This window comes from Micromonospora pallida, assembly GCF_900090325.1.
In the GTDB taxonomy this organism is placed as follows: Bacteria; Actinomycetota; Actinomycetes; order Mycobacteriales; family Micromonosporaceae; genus Micromonospora; species Micromonospora pallida.
On sequence record NZ_FMHW01000002.1, the window covers coordinates 7,467,501 to 7,484,210 of the forward strand.

11 protein-coding genes and 2 rRNA genes (1 of these 13 cut by a window edge) are annotated in these 16,710 nt (G+C 71.1%); 9 read left to right on the forward strand and 4 right to left on the reverse strand.

Annotated elements, in window-relative coordinates; all coding sequences use genetic code 11:
• Both GA0074692_RS32165 and rrf read left to right on the forward strand, forming a co-directional pair.
• Window positions 1-655 (forward strand): 23S ribosomal RNA (locus GA0074692_RS32165) (it extends 2,452 nt beyond the left edge of the window).
• A 79-nt stretch (window positions 656-734) separates the two neighbouring features.
• Window positions 735-851 (forward strand): 5S ribosomal RNA (gene rrf, locus GA0074692_RS32170).
• Between the two features lie 136 nt (window positions 852-987).
• Here rrf and GA0074692_RS32175 read toward each other — a convergent pair.
• A complete protein-coding gene (locus GA0074692_RS32175) occupies window positions 988-1,674 on the reverse strand; it encodes a hypothetical protein (protein WP_091654444.1) in 687 nt (228 codons plus the stop codon).
• Between the two features lie 69 nt (window positions 1,675-1,743).
• On the opposite strand from GA0074692_RS32175, the gene GA0074692_RS32180 reads away from it, so the two are divergent.
• The 3 genes from GA0074692_RS32180 to GA0074692_RS32190 all read left to right on the forward strand — a co-directional run bounded on the left by GA0074692_RS32180 (window position 1,744) and on the right by GA0074692_RS32190 (window position 6,151).
• Entirely contained in the window at window positions 1,744-4,362 is a 2,619-nt protein-coding gene (locus GA0074692_RS32180; RefSeq protein ID WP_091651808.1) for a valine--tRNA ligase, read from the forward strand.
• A 110-nt stretch (window positions 4,363-4,472) separates the two neighbouring features.
• Window positions 4,473-5,744: a bifunctional folylpolyglutamate synthase/dihydrofolate synthase gene (locus tag GA0074692_RS32185; protein WP_091654447.1), complete on the forward strand. Its 1,272-nt coding sequence runs from the start codon at window positions 4,473-4,475 to the stop codon at window positions 5,742-5,744.
• Window positions 5,741-6,151: a DUF4233 domain-containing protein gene (locus tag GA0074692_RS32190; protein ID WP_091651811.1), complete on the forward strand. Its 411-nt coding sequence runs from the start codon at window positions 5,741-5,743 to the stop codon at window positions 6,149-6,151. The genes GA0074692_RS32185 and GA0074692_RS32190 overlap by 4 nt, the downstream gene beginning before the upstream one ends.
• A gap of 20 nt (window positions 6,152-6,171) precedes the next feature.
• On the opposite strand, the gene GA0074692_RS32195 is transcribed toward GA0074692_RS32190, so the two are convergent.
• Window positions 6,172-7,890: a VOC family protein gene (locus GA0074692_RS32195; RefSeq protein WP_245730553.1), complete on the reverse strand. Its 1,719-nt coding sequence runs from the start codon at window positions 7,888-7,890 to the stop codon at window positions 6,172-6,174.
• A gap of 143 nt (window positions 7,891-8,033) precedes the next feature.
• Here GA0074692_RS32195 and ndk point away from each other — a divergent pair, with 143 nt between their 5' ends.
• Window positions 8,034-8,459: a nucleoside-diphosphate kinase gene (gene ndk / locus GA0074692_RS32200; RefSeq protein WP_091651814.1), complete on the forward strand. Its 426-nt coding sequence runs from the start codon at window positions 8,034-8,036 to the stop codon at window positions 8,457-8,459.
• A gap of 77 nt (window positions 8,460-8,536) precedes the next feature.
• On the opposite strand, the gene GA0074692_RS32205 is transcribed toward ndk, so the two are convergent.
• Window positions 8,537-8,974 carry a carboxymuconolactone decarboxylase family protein gene (locus GA0074692_RS32205; protein ID WP_091651817.1) on the reverse strand — a complete coding sequence of 146 codons (438 nt, stop codon included), beginning with the start codon at window positions 8,972-8,974 and terminating at the stop codon, window positions 8,537-8,539.
• Window positions 8,975-9,241: 267 nt separating this feature from the next.
• Here GA0074692_RS32205 and GA0074692_RS32210 point away from each other — a divergent pair, with 267 nt between their 5' ends.
• From GA0074692_RS32210 to GA0074692_RS32220, 3 genes are all read left to right on the forward strand, one after another.
• Complete coding sequence (locus GA0074692_RS32210; RefSeq protein ID WP_091651820.1) at window positions 9,242-10,813, forward strand: alkaline phosphatase D family protein; 1,572 nt, start codon at window positions 9,242-9,244, stop codon at window positions 10,811-10,813.
• Between the two features lie 332 nt (window positions 10,814-11,145).
• Window positions 11,146-14,331, forward strand: coding sequence for an isoleucine--tRNA ligase (gene ileS / locus GA0074692_RS32215; protein ID WP_091651823.1), 3,186 nt, complete (start codon window positions 11,146-11,148; stop codon window positions 14,329-14,331).
• Between the two features lie 220 nt (window positions 14,332-14,551).
• Window positions 14,552-15,229 carry a lysophospholipid acyltransferase family protein gene (locus GA0074692_RS32220; RefSeq protein WP_091651828.1) on the forward strand — a complete coding sequence of 226 codons (678 nt, stop codon included), beginning with the start codon at window positions 14,552-14,554 and terminating at the stop codon, window positions 15,227-15,229.
• Window positions 15,230-15,235: 6 nt separating this feature from the next.
• On the opposite strand, the gene GA0074692_RS32225 is transcribed toward GA0074692_RS32220, so the two are convergent.
• Window positions 15,236-16,708, reverse strand: a complete 1,473-nt coding sequence (locus tag GA0074692_RS32225; RefSeq protein WP_091651831.1) for a cryptochrome/photolyase family protein — start codon at window positions 16,706-16,708, stop codon at window positions 15,236-15,238.
• Window positions 16,709-16,710: the final 2 nt, after the last annotated feature.

Genomic DNA, 16,710 nt, shown 5'->3' on the forward strand with positions numbered 1-16,710 from the left:
CTGGGGCGGTTGCCTCCTAAAGGGTAACGGAGGCGCCCAAAGGTTCCCTCAGCCTGGTTGGCAATCAGGTGTTGAGTGCAAGTGCACAAGGGAGCTTGACTGTGAGACTGACAGGTCGAGCAGGGACGAAAGTCGGGACTAGTGATCCGGCACTTGCGTGTGGAAGCGGTGTCGCTCAACGGATAAAAGGTACCCCGGGGATAACAGGCTGATCTTCCCCAAGAGTCCATATCGACGGGATGGTTTGGCACCTCGATGTCGGCTCGTCGCATCCTGGGGCTGTAGCAGGTCCCAAGGGTTGGGCTGTTCGCCCATTAAAGCGGTACGCGAGCTGGGTTTAGAACGTCGTGAGACAGTTCGGTCCCTATCCGCCGTGCGCGTAGGATACTTGAGAAGGGCTGTCCCTAGTACGAGAGGACCGGGACGGACGAACCTCTGGTGTGCCAGTTGTCCCGCCAGGGGCACGGCTGGTTAGCTACGTTCGGAAGGGATAACCGCTGAAAGCATCTAAGCGGGAAGCTCGCTTCAAGATGAGGTATCCCACCATCTTCGGATGGGTAAGGCCCCCAGCTAGACGACTGGGTTGATAGGCCGGAGATGTAAGCTCGGTAACGGGTTCAGTCGACCGGTACTAATAGGCCGAGGACTTGACTACAAAGCCGCTACGCGTCCACTGTGTGATTCACAGCTAACGAACAACCAGGTGTTTGGGTTGTTTGATATGTTGATAGTGTTACGGCGGTCATGGCGGAGGGGAAACGCCCGGTTACATTCCGAACCCGGAAGCTAAGCCCTCCAGCGCCGATGGTACTGCACTCGGGAGGGTGTGGGAGAGTAGGACACCGCCGGACTTCTTTCAGTCGAGGGCCACCCCCATTGGGGGTGGCCCTCGTTGCATTTCCCGGAGAATTGGACGGGACCAGCCGTCGGGGTCGCCGGTTGAAACTGGGTTCGGCGACCTGTCGACAGCCGGTGCGTCATCAGTGGTCAGGGACGGCTCTGGATACCCTCGCGGATCTGTCGGAACAGGGTGCCCGCCGCGTCCACCGGACGGCCGGGGAACATCCCCATCGCCACACTCCCGTGATCGGCCCAACCGCAGACCGCGAAGTCACCGCCGTCGCCGCTGGTGGTGCCACACTTCATCACTCCACCCAGGTGGCCGGCCGGCACCTCGTGCAGCCCCTCCACCGCCCCGGTCTCGTCGGTCATCATCCCGAACAGGGTGTCCAACTCCCGTTCCGGCTGCCACAGCAGCGTGGTGCCGCCGAAGACGAGCACAGACCTGCTCGCGTCCGCGGGGTCCTGGTAGACCACGCCGAAGCTACGGTCCAACTCGATGCTGGCCGCGAACCCGCTGCGGAGGTAGTCCGCCGTGCTCAGGGCCCGCTCGCTGTCGTCCTGCCGGAGGCCGGCGACCTCGGGTCGAACCGTGACGTCGGTGTCCTTCTGCTGTGTCACGCGCCAGCCGAAGGTGCCGAAGACGGCGGCCCCGAGCAGTCCGACGGCGAGGCCGGAGCCCATGAGGATCTTCCAGCGTCGCGAGCGGGGCGTGGGCGGCCCGTTCTCCTCGTCGTCCGGGTCGGGGTGGCCCAGGCGGATCGGCTCCATGGTGAGGTCGATCGGCTCCGACCGGTCGGACGGCGAACGCTCGGACAGGTGTGCGTCGGACATGTCCGCCACCGTACGCGAACACCAGGTGGCGCACGTCGGGTCCGTCGAAGCGCTCCGTAGACTTTCAGGGTGACCGAGAGACTGGATGCCCGTCGCCCCGACGTCCCCGAACTGCCCGCCCAGTACCAGCCGGGCGAGGTGGAGCAGCGACGGTACGAGCAGTGGGTAGCCGGCGGCCACTTCCGGGCGTCGGCGCAGAGCGACAAGCCCCCGTTCACCATCGTCATCCCGCCGCCGAACGTCACCGGTTCGCTGCACATGGGGCACGCGCTCGACCACACCGTCCAGGACGCGCTGGTTCGGCGGAAGCGGATGCAGGGCTACGAGGCGCTCTGGCTGCCCGGCATGGACCACGCGGGCATCGCCACCCAGAACGTGGTGGAGCGGCAGCTCGCCGGCCAGGGGCTCTCCCGCCACGACCTGGGCCGGGAGAAGTTCGTCGAGAGGGTCTGGCAGTGGAAGGCCGAGTCGGGTGGCACGATCCTCGGCCAGATGCGCCGGCTCGGTGACTCGGTCGACTGGGACCGGGAACGCTTCACCATGGACGCGGGCCTGTCCCGGGCCGTCCAGACGATGTTCAAGAAGCTGTACGACGACGGCCTGGTCTACCGGGCGAACCGGATCATCAACTGGTGCCCGCGTTGCCTGACCGCGCTGTCGGACATCGAGGTGGAGCACACCGACGACGACGGTGAGCTGGTCTCCATCCGGTACAGCGACGACGTGGTGGTGGCCACCACCCGGGCGGAGACGATGCTCGGTGACACCGCCGTGGCGGTGCACCCCGACGACGAGCGGTACAAGCACCTCATCGGCACCGAGGTGGAACTGCCGCTGACCGGCCGGCGCATTCCGATCGTCGGGGACGAGCACGTCGACCCGTCCTTCGGTACGGGCATGGTCAAGGTGACCCCGGCGCACGACCCGAACGACTTCGAGATCGGCCAGCGGCACGACCTGCCGTCCCTGACGATCATGGACGAGCGGGGCGTGATCACCGCGCACGGCCCGTTCGAGGGGCTGGACCGCTTCGAGGCCCGTCCGGCGATCGTGGCGGCGCTGCGCGAGCAGGGCCGGATTGTCGCGGAGAAGCGGCCGTACGTGCACGCGGTCGGGCACTGCTCGCGGTGCCGGACGACCGTGGAGCCCCGACTGTCGTTGCAGTGGTTCGTCAACACCACCCCGCTGGCGCAGGCGGCCGGCGACGCGGTGCGCGACGGGCGGGTGCGGATCGAGCCGGCGGAGCTGTCGAAGCGATACTTTGCCTGGGTCGACAACATGCACGACTGGTGCATCTCCCGCCAGCTCTGGTGGGGGCACCGGATCCCGGTCTGGTACGGCCCGGACGGCGAGGTGGTCTGCGTCGGCCCGGACGAGGAACCGCCGACCGGCGAGGGCTGGCGACAGGACGAGGACGTCCTGGACACCTGGTTCTCCAGCGGCCTGTGGCCGTTCTCCACGCTCGGCTGGCCGGAGCAGACGCCGGACCTGGCGAAGTTCTACCCGACCAGCGTGCTGGTCACCGGATACGACATCCTCTTCTTCTGGGTCGCCCGGATGATGATGTTCGGCCTGTACGCGATGGACGGCAAGCAGCCGTTCGACGTGGTGGCCCTGCACGGCATGGTCCGTGACGAGTTCGGCAAGAAGATGTCGAAGTCGTTCGGCAACGTGGTGGACCCGTTGGACTGGATCGACCGGTACGGCGCCGACGCCACCCGGTTCACCCTGGCCCGGGGCGCGAACCCGGGCGGGGACGTGCCGGTCAGCGAGGACTGGTGCCAGGGCTCCCGGAACTTCTGCAACAAGCTCTGGAACGCCACCCGGTTCGCGCTGATGAACGGCGCGCACACCACCGACGCGTTGCCGGCTACCGCCGAGCTGTCGACGGTCGACCGGTGGATCCTGTCCCGGCTGGCGCACGTCACCGCCGAGGTGGACGCGCAGTTCGAGGCGTACGAGTTCGCGAAGGTCTGCGACCTGCTGTACCACTTCGCCTGGGACGACGTGTGCGACTGGTACGTGGAGCTGAGCAAGCCGGTGCTGGCCGAGGGCGGCGCGGCGGCCGACGCGACCCGTCGGGTGCTCGGGCACGTGCTCGACCAGCTGCTGCGGCTGCTGCACCCGGTCATCCCGTTCGTGACCGAGGAGCTGTGGACCGCGCTAACCGGCGGCGCGACGGTCATGACGGCGGCCTGGCCGGTCGCTGACCGTACGCTGGTCGACGACGCCGCGGAAGGCCAGGTCGGCACGGTCCAGCGGGTGGTGACCGAGATCCGCCGGTTCCGTTCCGACCAGGGGCTGCGGCCGACCCAGCGGGTCGTGGCGCGCCTGGACGGGCTGGCCGGCGCGGGCATCGCCGCGCACGAGCGGCTGGTCCGCTCGCTGGTCCGCCTCGACCCGGCGGGGGAGGACTTCCAGGCCAGCGCCACCCTGACCCTGCCCGGCGAGGTGGTCGTCGCCCTGGACACCCGGGGTTCGATCGACGTGGCCGCCGAGCGGGCCCGACTCACCAAGGACCGCGCCGCCGCCGAGAAGGAGGTCGCGCAGGCGCGGGCGAAGCTGGACAACCCGGCCTTCGTCGGCAAGGCCCCCGAGCCGGTGGTCAACAAGATCCGTGACCGGCTCACGGCGGCCGAGGCCGACCTTGTCCGCATCGACGCCGCTTTGGAGGCGCTGCCCTCGTGACCGACCGTACCGACCACACCGACGGCACCCGGGGCGACCGCTCCGGGGCCGTCGACCGCACCGGCTTCGCGGCCGTCGACGCGGAACTCGCCGGCCGTGGGTTCACCCGGATGGCCTTCGAGCTCGACCGGATCGAGTCCCTGCTCGACCTGCTGGGCAGTCCGCAGCGGGCGTACCCGTCGATCCACCTGACCGGGACGAACGGCAAGACCTCCACCGCCCGCATGATCGATTCGTTGTTGCGGGCGTTCGGGCTGCACACCGGCCGGTACACCAGCCCGCACCTGGAGACCGTCCGGGAGCGGATTAGTCTGGACGGGGAGCCGGTCAGCGAGGAACGGTTCGTCGGCACGTACCGGGAGGTCGCGCCGTTGGCCGCGTTGGTCGACCAACGGTCCGCCGAGCCGCTGACCTACTTCGACATGACCACCGCGCTGGCGTTCGCCACGTTCGCCGACGCGCCGGTCGACGTCGCCGTGGTGGAGGTCGGTCTGGGTGGGGCGGAGGATGCGACCAACGTCATCCAGGCCGGGGTGTGCGTGCTGACCCCGATCGGGCTCGACCACACCGAGTGGCTCGGCGACACGATCGAGGACATCGCCCTGGCCAAGGCGGGCATCATCCACAAGGGCGCGACGGTGATCTGCGCCGCGCAGGAGGAGGACGCCGCCCGGCCGATCCTGGAACGCTGCGCCGAGGTGGACGCGACCATCGCCCGGGAGGGGGCCGAGTTCGGCGTCCTGCGCCGGTCGGTGGCGGTCGGCGGGCAGGTGCTGACGTTGCAGGGCCTCGGCGGGGTGTACGACGAGGTCTTCGTACCGCTGCACGGGGCGCACCAGGCGCAGAACGCGGCGGTGGCGCTCGCCGCGGTCGAGGCGTTCCTCGGCGCGGGCGCGAAGCGCCAGCTCGACGTGGAGACGGTGCGGGAGGGCTTCGCCACGGCCAGCTCGCCCGGCCGGCTGGAGCGGGTCCGTACCGCCCCGACGGTGCTGCTCGACGGCGCGCACAACCCGCACGGGATGGCCGCCACGGTCACCGCGGTGCAGGAGGAGTTCGCGTTCAGCAAGCTGGTCGCCGTGCTCGCGGTGCTCGGCGACAAGGACGCGGCCAGCCTGCTGGAGCTGCTGGAGCCGGTGGTCGACCAGGTGGTGGTGACCCGGAACAGCTCACCCCGCGCGATGCCGGTGTCGGAGCTGGCCGCGCTGGCCGCCGAGGTGTTCGGTCCGGACCGGGTGGAGAGCGCCGAGGAGATGCCGGACGCGATCGAGGCGGCCGTCGCGCTCGCCGAGTCCGACGTGCCGGGGGAGCTGAGCGGGGTGGGTGTGCTGATCACCGGGTCGGTGGTGACGGTGGCCGACGCCCGTCGGCTGCTGAAGCGGTGAGCGGCGCCGAGCCGGCCCACCGGCCGGACCCGCCGGACGGTCCGGAGGGGACGCCGCCGGCGACCGGCCGTCGTTCCGGGCTGCGTAACCCGGAGCGCGCGGTACGGGGACTGGGCTCCGCCGTACTGGCCCTGGAGGCGCTGGTGCTGCTGCTGGCGATCCAGCCGATCCGGGTGCTCGGCGGTCAACTCGGTGGAGCCGCGATCGGCCTGATCGTCGGCCTGGCCGTGGCGGCGGTGCTGCTCGCCGGGATGATGGGCCGTCGCTGGGCGTGGCACGTGGGCACCCTGCTCCAGGTCGTGCTCGCGCTCGGCGGGTTCCTGCACCTGTCGCTGGCGGTGCTCGGCATCATCTTCGGCCTGGTGTGGGCGTACGCGTTGCACGTCCGGCGGGTGATCCTGGGCTGAATCGCCCGCCGGACGTGCTGTCAGACGTCGGCGCGGGTGCGCCACTGGGTGAGGGCGATGCCGTGGCCGTCGGGATCCCGGAAGGCGGCGGCCCAGACGTCCAGTTTCGCGCCCCGGTTGACCACCCGGGGGGCGTAGGTGAAGCGGATCCCGGACTCGCGGAGCCGTTCGTACGCGGCCTGGATGTCGTCCACCTCGAGGTTGACGTGCACGAGTCGGCGGCTGATCGGCGCGGCCTCGCTGACCTCGCGGAGCACCAGCCGGGTGCTGCCGGAGGCGAGGACGGCGTTGCCCGCGCCACGGTCGAACTCCTCGAAACCGAGGGTGTCCCGATAGAAGTCCACCGACCGGTCCAGGTTGGTGACCAGCACGGTGATCCCGACGCCGCTGATCGGGGTGGTGCTGCCGCCGGCCTCGGCGCCGAAGATCGCCTCGTCCAGCTCGTCGGGGGCGGGCTCGTCGTCGGGGGCGTCCAGGGGTACGTCGACCGGGTCGACGATCGGCTCGTCGGTGCGCTGCCGGACCGGGACGACCGGTTCCCCACCCGGCTTCACCGCTTCCGGGGCCGACGTACCCGGCTCCGCAGCAGACGTGGCCGCCCCCTCGGACCGGGCCGCCCCCTCGGACCGAATCGGCTCCGAGGCCGGCGTGGCCCGCTCAGTCGGCCGGACCGGTCCGGGCGACTCGATATACGTGACGGACTCGGTCGGTTCGTCCGATCCGGCCGGCTCGGTCCGTGGGCCGCCGTACGGGTCGGGACGCGAGGACGTGGGGTAATCCGCGTCGAGGTCGCCGTACGGGTCGCGGTACGGGGACGCCGGACGGTCGGCGTACGTCGCGCCGGATGCCTCGTCGTACGGGTCGCGGTAGGGGGAGGCGGGGCGGTCGAGGTCCGGGTCGCCGGGCAGTTCGTCGTACGGGTCGCGGTACGGGCTCAGCGGCCGGCTGGCGTACGGGTCGTCGGGCGAACCCGCGTACGGGTCGCCGTAGGCGGTCGGGGGGGCGTCCTCGGCGGGCGGGCGCGGCGCGGGGGCGGCCCGGCGCGGCAGGGGAGCCGTGCCCGGCTCGACGACCGTGCCCTCCAGCACCACCGGGCCGCCCGGCCGCTGGTGCACCACCACCGGTTCCCGGTCCTCGGAGCGCCCGCCGACGTCGTCCAGGAGCGGGTCCGCCGGGGGCGGGTCGCGGTAGTCGTCGTCCGGTCCACGCTCGGCCCACGGCGGCGCGTCCTGCTGGATCAGGACCTCGTCGAGCGGGTCCGCGCCGGCGTACTCGGGCGGCAGGTCGGCCACGGTCGCGGCCGCCTCGGCGTGGGTCGGCACCTCGTCCCAGAGCACCCGGATCCGGCTCTGGTCGTCGAGGGCGACCCGGATGGGCAACGTCTGCCCGATCGCGGGCCACTTGGCGACCGGCACCCGCGGCTCGATGATCTTCTTGGATCGGGGCGGCATCCCCGGAGCGTCGATGACGAGCTGCAACTCGCAGCGACCGAAGGAGTACGTGGTGGGCGGCTCGGAGGCGCTGTGCACGTGCCCGACGCCGACCACCCAGGCACGGCCGCCACCGACCTTGAAGGTGGCCAGCGCGATTGCCAGGGCGACCAGTGCCACGCCCAGCGCGACGATCGACCAGCTCGTCATGCCCAACCCGAACAGGACCACGAAGGTCGCCACGGTGCCGAGCACCGCCGCGATCAGCTTCCGCACCGGCGCGATCGCGCGGTTCCCGCCATTCGCCACTGTGGACCTCCCAGGGGTCAAGGGCCAGGCTAGGCCGGATCGGCGGTGGAAGGAAGGCGCATCCGCCGCGCCGGTGCCGGGGCCGGGTCGCTACGCTGACCGTACCGAGCCGTACCGAATTCCGCGCACAGGAGGAAACCAGCGTGTCCGACATCAGCCCGGACGAGCGCACGCTCGTACTGATCAAGCCTGACGCGGTCCGGCGCGGCCTGGTCGGCGAGATCCTCTCCCGGTTCGAGCGCAAGAGCCTGCGGATCGAAGCCATGGTGTCCCGGACGATGGACGCGGCGCTGGCCGACGAGCACTACGCCGAGCACGTCGAGAAGGCGTTCTACCCGCCGCTGAAGCAGTTCATGACCGGCGGTCCGCTGGTCGCCCTGGTGCTCTCCGGCGACCAGGTGATCGAGGTCGTACGCGGGCTGGTCGGCGCGACCGACGGTCGGCGGGCTGCCGCCGGCACGATCCGGGGTGACCTCTCCCTGTCGAACCGGGAGAACCTGGTGCACGCCTCCGACTCCGTGGACAGCGCCAAGCGCGAGATCGCGCTCTGGTTCCCCGAGCTGGGCTGAGCGTCCCGGCTTTCCCAGGTGCCTGCAGGGGTCCCCTGTTACGCAAAATGCGGTAACAGGGGACCCCTGCTACCACCTCAGTCGACGGGTGGCCGGGTGTGGCTGGTCACCGCGATCCGGTTCCACACGTTGATGGTCCCGATGGCCACGATCAGGTCGGCCACCTCCTTCTCGGCGAAGACCCGCCGCGCCTCGTCCCACACGTCGTCGGGTACGCCGTGTTCGCCGAGCCGGGTGACCGCGTCGGTGAGCGCCAGCGCGGCCCGTTCCCGTTCGTCGAAGAAGGGCGCCTCGCGCCACGCGGCCACGGCGAACAGCCGACGGCTGGACTCGCCCGCGTCGAGCGCGTCCCGGCTGTGCAGGTCGACACAGTAGGCACAGCCGTTGAGCATCGAGGCCCGGAGCTTCACCAGCTCCAGCACCCGCTTGTCGACGTTCGCCCGGACGTACCCCTCCAGTCCGAGCACCGCCTGGAATGCCTCCGGGGCCACCGTCGCCAGGTTGATCCGACTCATCGCGTCCTCCCGTTTCGTGGGTCCGTACTCCGACCGACGGGAGACGGGTCCACGGATGTGACGGCCGGGTGGTGTGACGGTGGTCATGCCGCCGGTGCGGGTGGGCCGGATCGGCCGCCGACGTGGTCGACACCACCCCGCCCGGCAGTCGCGGGCGTCCGGTCGCCCACTGGTCAGGCGGCCTTCCTCCGCTGGTCATCCGGGTCGCGGCCGGACCTCACCTGTCCCCGGTACACCACAGGTGACCGACTTCCCTGGAGGGGACAGATGACTTCTCTCGACCGACGTACTCTGCTGCGCGCCGGCCTGGTGACCGGCGCGGGACTGGCCGGCGGCGCGCTGCTCGGCGGCGCCGGGGCCGGGGCCGCGCCGACGGTCGGCGCGCCGGCCTGGCGGGCCTCCGGCCGCCCGGTTCTCACCCACGGTGTGCAGAGCGGCGACGTGACGGCCGAGTCCGCGCGGGTGTGGACCCGGGCCGACCGGCCGGGCCGGCTGTGGGTGGAGGTGAGCCGCCGGCCGGACCTGCGCGGCGCGCGGGTGCTGCGCGGACCGGTGCTCGACCCGTCCGGCGACTTCACCGGCCAGGTCCGGCTGACCGGCCTGCCCAGCGGGGAGCGGCTGCACTACCGGGTGTCGGTGGAGAGCCTGGACCGGTACGGGGTGCGCAGCGAGCCGCTGCTCGGCTCGTTCACCACCGCCCCGGGCCGGCAGCAGCGCCGTGACGTGCGGTTCGTCTGGACCGGTGACATCGTCGGGCAGGGCTGGGGCATCGACCCGAACTTCGGCGGGATGAAGATCTTCGAGTCGATGCGGGGCGTCCGGCCGGACTTCTACCTGTGCAGCGGCGACAACGTGTACGCCGACGGGCCGCTCGCCGAGACGGTCACCCTGCCCGACGGCCGGATCTGGCGCAACCTGGTCACCCCGGAGAAGAGCAAGGTCGCCGAAACCCTCGCCGAGTACCGGGGGCAGTACGCGTACAACCTGCTCGACGAGCACCTGCGGGCGCTCGTCGCCGAGGTCCCGCAGGTCATCCAGTGGGACGACCACGAGGTGACCAACAACTGGTACCCGGGGGAGATCCTCACCGACGCCCGGTACACCGAGAAGCGGGTGGACGTGCTCGCCGCACGGGCCCGGCAGGCGTTCGGCGAGTGGCTGCCCGTGCCGACGGAGTCGACGCTGTACCGGAAGCTGTCGTACGGGCCGCTGCTGGACGTCTTCGTGCTGGACATGCGCACCTACAAGGACCAGAACGACGGCAACACGTACGCCGACCCGGAGCGCGGCCTGCTCGGCCGGGAGCAGCGGGAGTGGTTGATCCGGGAGCTGAAGCGGTCCCGGGCGACCTGGAAGGTGATCGCCAACGACCTGCCGATCGGCGTGGTGGTGCCGGACGGGTCGGCCGCGCAGGAGGGCGTCGCGCAGGGCGACCCGGGTGCCCCCGCCGGCCGGGAACTGGAGTTCGCCGAGGTGCTGGGCGCGGCGCACCGGGCCGGGGTGACCGGCATCGTGTTCCTCACCGCCGATGTGCACTACACCGCGGCGCACCACTACGACCCGGCGCGGGCGGCGGTGCGCGACTTCACCCCGTTCTGGGAGTTCGTCTCCGGCCCGGCGCACGCCGGGGCGTTCGGCCCGAACGCGCTGGACGGCACGTTCGGCCCGCAGGCGGTCTTCGTGAACGCCCCGCCGCGCGCCAACACCTCCCCCGGTGAGGGCTTCCAGCACTTCGGCGAGGTGAGCATCGACGGGGAGTCGGGCGCGTTCACGGTGCACCTGCGCGACCGGGACGGCGTCTCCCTCTGGACCACGACCCTGCCCGCCCCCGGGCGCTGACGTCCGCCGTCTCCGGGGTCGACGGTCCGCCGCCGGCCCCGGAGACGGGGATTACTCGGCGGCGGACCCGGGGTGGGGTCGAGTATCCTTGGGCACCGTAAGGCGACGACCCGGCCATCACCGGTGAGCCTCCGGAAGAAAGGGCCGTGCGGCCCGAGTAGAACCGGACGGGTCCGGCCCGTCACAGCCGGCCAACGAGCGGGCGGTCGATCTCGGCCGTCAAGCGGGGTGGTACCGCGGGTCCGACCCGGGGCGCCGGTCACGGCGTACCGACGACGGCTCGTCCTCGCAGACCCACATACCGTGAGCTGCTGTTGAGGAGAACGACCCCGATGGCCTATCCGTTGCACGACCCGACCGCCGGCGGTGTCCCGGCGAGCCCGGACCTGCCCGCGGTCGAGCGCCGGGTCCTGGAGCACTGGACGGCCGACAAGACCTTCGAGGCGTCCGTCGAGGCCCGTCCCGCCGACAACGAGTACGTCTTCTACGACGGTCCGCCGTTCGCCAACGGCCTGCCGCACTACGGCCACCTGTTCACCGGGTACGTCAAGGACGTCGTCCCGCGCTACCAGACGATGCGTGGCCGGCGGGTGGACCGGCGCTTCGGCTGGGACTGCCACGGCCTGCCCGCCGAGGTGGTCGCCGAGAAGCAGCTCGGCATCACCACCAAGGCGGAGATCCTCGACCTCGGCGTGGACCGGTTCAACGAGGCGTGCCGCACGTCGGTGCTGGAGTTCACCCACGACTGGGAGCGGTACGTCACCCGGCAGGCCCGCTGGGTCGACTTCGCCAACGACTACAAGACCCTCGACCTGGACTACATGGAAAGCGTCATGTGGGCCTTCCGGACCCTGCACGACAAGGGCCTGGTCTACGAGGGCTTCCGGGTGCTGGCGTACTGCTGGCGGTGCGAGACGCCGCTGTCGAACACCGAGACCCGGATGGACGACGTCTACCGGGACCGGCACGACCCGACCCTGTCGGTCTGGTTCACGCTGACCCCGGACGAGAACGCCCCGGAGCTGGTGCGCGGGCCGGTCAGGCTGGGCGTCTGGACCACCACGCCGTGGACGCTGCCGTCGAACCTCGCCCTCGCCGTCGGCCCGGACATCGAGTACGCGGTGCTGGAGCACCAGGGTTCCCCCGACAGCGGGCACAGTGGTGAGCGCTACGTGGTCGGCGCGGCGCGGCTCGGGGCGTACGCGAAGGAACTGGAGGGGTACGAGCAGGTCGGCACGGTCCGGGGCGCGGACCTGGTGGGTCGGCGCTACACCCCGCTCTACGACTTCCTGGTCGAGCCGGCCGGGCCGAACGCGTACCAGGTGCTCGGCGCGGAGTTCGTCACCACCGAGGACGGCACCGGGATCGTGCACATGGCCCCGGCCTTCGGTGAGGACGACCAGAACGCCTGCAACGCGGCCGGTATCCCGACCGTGGTGACCGTGGACGACCACACCCGGTTCACCGCGCTGGTACCGCCGTACCAGGGCGAGCAGGTCTTCGACGTGAACAAGCCGGTGATCCGGGAGCTGAAGGAGCGGGGGGTGGTGTTGAAGCAGGACACCTACACCCACGCGTACCCACACTGCTGGCGCTGCGACACCCCGCTGGTCTACAAGGCGGTGTCGTCGTGGTTCGTCGCGGTGACCCAGTTCAAGGACCGGATGGTCGAGCTGAACCAGCAGATCAACTGGACCCCGGGACACATCAAGGACGGCTCGTTCGGCAAGTGGCTGGCCAACGCCCGGGACTGGTCGATCAGCCGGAACCGGTTCTGGGGCTCGCCGATCCCGGTGTGGAAGTCCGACGACCCGAACTACCCGCGCGTGGACGTGTACGGGTCGCTCGCGGACATCGAGCGGGACTTCGGCGTACGCCTGACCGACCTGCACCGGCCGGCGGTGGACGACCTGGTCCGTCCCAACCCGGACGACCCGACCGGCAAGTCGACGATGCGTCGGGTGCCGGAGGTGCTGGACTGCTGGTTCGAGTCCGGCTCGATGCCGTTCGCCCAGGTGCACTACCCGTTCGAGAACCGCGACTGGTTCGAGAACCACTACCCGGGCGACTTCATCGTCGAGTACATCGGACAGACCCGGGGCTGGTTCTACACCATGCACGTGCTGGCCACCGCGCTGTTCGACCGGCCGGCGTTCCGTAACTGCCTCAGCCACGGCATCCTGCTCGGCTCGGACGGCCGGAAGATGTCCAAGAGCCTGCGCAACTACCCGGACGTGTACCACGTCTTCGACTCGTACGGGTCGGACGCGATGCGCTGGATGCTGATGTCCTCGCCGGTGCTGCGCGGTGGGGACATGGCGGTGACCGAGGCGGGCATCCGGGACGCCGTCCGGCAGGTGCTGCTGCCGCTCTGGAACGTCTGGTACTTCTTCTCGCTCTACGCCAACGCCGACGGGTACCAGGCGAAGCGGAAGACCGACGCCGCGCCGGCCGGTGGCGGCGAAGCCGCCGGTAACCTGCTCGACCGGTACGTGCTGGCGAAGACGAACGAGCTGGTCGCCACGGTCGGCGCCCAGATGGACGCGTACGACATCTCGGGGGCCTGCGCCACCGTACGGTCGTACCTGGACGCGCTGACCAACTGGTACGTGCGGCGCTCGCGGGACCGGTTCTGGTCCGGTGACGCGGACGCCTTCGACACGCTCTGGACGGTGCTGGAGACGCTCTGCCGGGTGGTGGCGCCGCTGGCCCCGCTGACCGCCGAGGAGATCTGGCGGGGGCTGACCGGCGAGCGGTCGGTGCACCTGACCGACTGGCCGTCGGCCGACGAGTTCCCCGCCGACCACGACCTGGTCGCCGCGATGGATGCCACCCGGGAGGTCTGCTCGGCGGCGCTGTCGCTGCGCAAGGCCAAGGGGCTGCGGGTCCGGCTGCCGCTGGCCCGACTGACGGTGGCCTCGCCGGCCGCCGTCGCGCTGCGTCCCTTCGGTGACCTGGTCGCCGACGAGGTCAACGTCAAGGCGGTGGAGTTCACCGGCGAGGTGGCCAACTACTGCCAGCAGGTGCTGACCGTGGTGCCCCGGGCGCTCGGCCCCCGGGTCGGCAAGCAGGTGCAGCAGGTCATCAAGGCGGTCAAGGCGGGGGAGTGGGAGCTGGTCGACGGCGCCCCGGTCGCCGCCGGGGTCACCCTCGCCGAGGGCGAGTACGAGCTGCGCCTGGTCGCCGCCGACGCGGAGCACTCCGCACCGCTGCCCGGCGGTGAGGGGGTGGTGGTGCTGGACACCACGGTCACCCCGGAACTGGCCGCCGAGGGGCTGGCCCGGGACGTCGTCCGGGTGGTGCAGCAGGCCCGCCGGGACGCCGACCTGGACGTGTCGGACCGGATCACGCTGGTGCTGTCCGCCTCGGACGAGGTGCGGGCGGCGGTGTCGGCGTACCGGGACTTCGTCGCTGCCGAGGTGCTGGCGGAGTCCGTGGACTTCGCCGACGCGGTCGACGGGTTCACCGGCGAGGCCGGCGAGGGCGACCGGGTGACGGTGGCCGTCCGCCGGGTCTGACTCTGCGGGGGACGCGCACGGATTGCGGCAAGTCGGGCTCATCATGACGCAGGACACCCCGACTTGCCGCAACCGGAGTGGCTCAGCCTGTTTTCGCTGGAAGAAGGCCCTTTCCGGCGCACCGGTTCCGCCGGTTGGGTGACCCGGCGGGGGCCGCTGGTGGTGGGCCGCCCGTCGGATAACGTGACACGCCGGAGACCGTACGACCGCCGGAGGACCCGTGCCGCTGCTCTACACCATCGGTCAGCTCACCGTGGGTAACCTGCTGCGGTGGGGATGGCGCCCGACAGTGGAGGGGCTGGAGCACGTACCTGAGCAGGGGGGTGCGATCCTCGCCGGCAACCACCTCTCCGTCGCCGACGAACTGTTCCTCGGTGCGACGATTCCCCGGCACCTCGCCTTCTGGGCGAAGTCCGAGTACTTCAAGGGCACCGGGTTCCGGGGCCAGCTGACCAAGTCGCTGCTTACCGGACTGGGCGCGATTCCGGTGGAGCGGGCCGGGGGACGGGCCGCGCTGTCCGCGTTCGACGCGGCGATCCCCGCGCTCAAGGCCGGTGACCTGGTGGTCGTCTACCCGGAGGGGACCCGGTCGCCGGACGGCCGGCTCTACCGGGGCCGCACCGGCGCGGCCCGGCTCGCCGTCCTGGCCGGTGTGCCGATCGTTCCGGTGGGCATGATCGGTACGGAGAAGGTGCAGCCGATCGGCGCCCGGATGCCGAAGCTCGGCGCGGGGAAGATCACCGTGCGGTTCGGCAAGCCGCTGGACTTCACCGGGCGCTCCGACGACCGCACCTCGCTGCGGGAGATGACCGACGAGCTGATGACCGAGATCCAGAAGCTCACCGGCCAGGAGTACGTCTCCCGCTACGCCCCGCCCCGCAACCAGCCTCCCCGCTGACCCCGGTCAGGGCGGACCGGTGGCCCGGTGCTCCTCCTGGGCCACCACGGCGTCGACATCGGTGAGGCGGTCCAGTTGGGCCAGCGTGCGGGCCATCCGCGCGTTACGCGGGATGCGGTGCCGGTTGCGGGCCAGGAACGCCCAGTAGCCGGCGGTGAACGGGCAGGCGTCCTCGCCCAGGCGCTGCTTCGGGTCGTACCGGCAGTCGCCGCAGTAATCGCTCATCCGGTTGACGTACGCGCCCCCGGAGACGTACGGCTTGGTGGTCATCCGGCCCAGGTCGGCGTACTGGCTCATGCCGATCACGTTGGCGGTCATCACCCAGTCGTAGCCGTCGACGAAGCTGTGGTGGAACCAGTCGACCAACTCGGCGGGGCGCCAGCCCCGTTGCAGGGCGTAGTTGCCGAGCACCATCAGCCGGGGGATGTGGTGCACCCAGCCGTGGTCGCGGACTCCGGCCAGCACGTCGGCCAGGCAGCGCGCGGTCACCGCGTCCGCGTCCAGGTCCCGGAACCAGTCCGGCACCCGGCGGCGGGCGGCCAGTTCGTTGTTCTGCCGCCAGGACGGGCCGAAGTACCAGTACAGGTTCCAGACGAAGTCCCGCCAGCCGAGGATCTGTCGGACGAAGCCCTCCGCGCTGGCCAGCGGGGCCCGGCCCGACCGGTACGCCTGCTCGGCGCCGCGTACCGCCGCCATCGGGTCGAGCAGGCCCAGGTTGAACGCGGCGGAGAGCATGCTGTGCGCCATCCACGGGTCGCCGGCCAGCATGGCGTCCTCGTACGGGCCGAACTCCGGCAGGCGGTGCGTGAGGAAGTGCCGTAGCCGGGCCCTGGCCTCCTTCGTCGTCGCCGGGAAGCGGCGTGGACCGTCCCGGCCGACGAACCGGATCCCCTCCCGCTCCCAACGGTCCAGGTCGGCCCGGACCTCGGCGTCGATGTCGTCCTCCCGGGGCATCGGCGGCGCCGGTACGGCCAACCGCGCCGTGCCCTTCGGCGGGGGCTGACGGTTCTCGGTGTCCAGGCTCCACCGCCCGCCGACCGGCTCTTCCCCCTCGACGAGCACCCCGTGCCGCTGCCGGGCGAACCGGTAGAACGCGTCGAGGCGGAGTGCCCCGCGCCGGTCGTCCGCCCAGTCGGCGAAGTCCTCGAGGCTGGTGATGAAGCCCTTCGGCGGGAGGACGGTCACCCCGTCCAGTCGGCGGACCAGTGCCAGCGCCCGGCGGGAGGTGGGGTGGTGCACCTCGACCGGCTCGCGGACCTCGCGCAGCGCCTCGGCGTACGTCTCGGCGCGCAGGTAGCGGGCCTGGTCGCCGAGTTCGGCGGCGCGGTGCCGCAACGCGGAGAGGACGAGGTGCGCCTTCTGCCGGTGGTAGGCACGGCGGCGGAAGACCGCCTTGGACTCGATCAGCAGGACCGGTTGGTGCCGGTCGTCGAGGAAGTGCGGTCCGAGCTGGTCGGCGAAGAGCCACCGCCGGGGCATGT

Excerpts from the sequence above, each read along its gene's own strand:
- GA0074692_RS32175 (WP_091654444.1), bottom strand. The coding sequence starts at position 1,674 with ATGTCCGACGCACACCTGTCCGAGCGTTCGCCGTCCGACCGGTCGGAG.
- GA0074692_RS32185 (WP_091654447.1), top strand. The coding sequence starts at position 4,473 with ATGGCCTTCGAGCTCGACCGGATCGAGTCCCTGCTCGACCTGCTGGGC.
- GA0074692_RS32205 (WP_091651817.1), bottom strand. The coding sequence starts at position 8,974 with ATGAGTCGGATCAACCTGGCGACGGTGGCCCCGGAGGCATTCCAGGCG.
- GA0074692_RS32210 (WP_091651820.1), top strand. The coding sequence starts at position 9,242 with ATGACTTCTCTCGACCGACGTACTCTGCTGCGCGCCGGCCTGGTGACC.
- ileS (WP_091651823.1), top strand. The coding sequence starts at position 11,146 with ATGGCCTATCCGTTGCACGACCCGACCGCCGGCGGTGTCCCGGCGAGC.
- GA0074692_RS32225 (WP_091651831.1), bottom strand. The coding sequence starts at position 16,708 with ATGCCCCGGCGGTGGCTCTTCGCCGACCAGCTCGGACCGCACTTCCTC.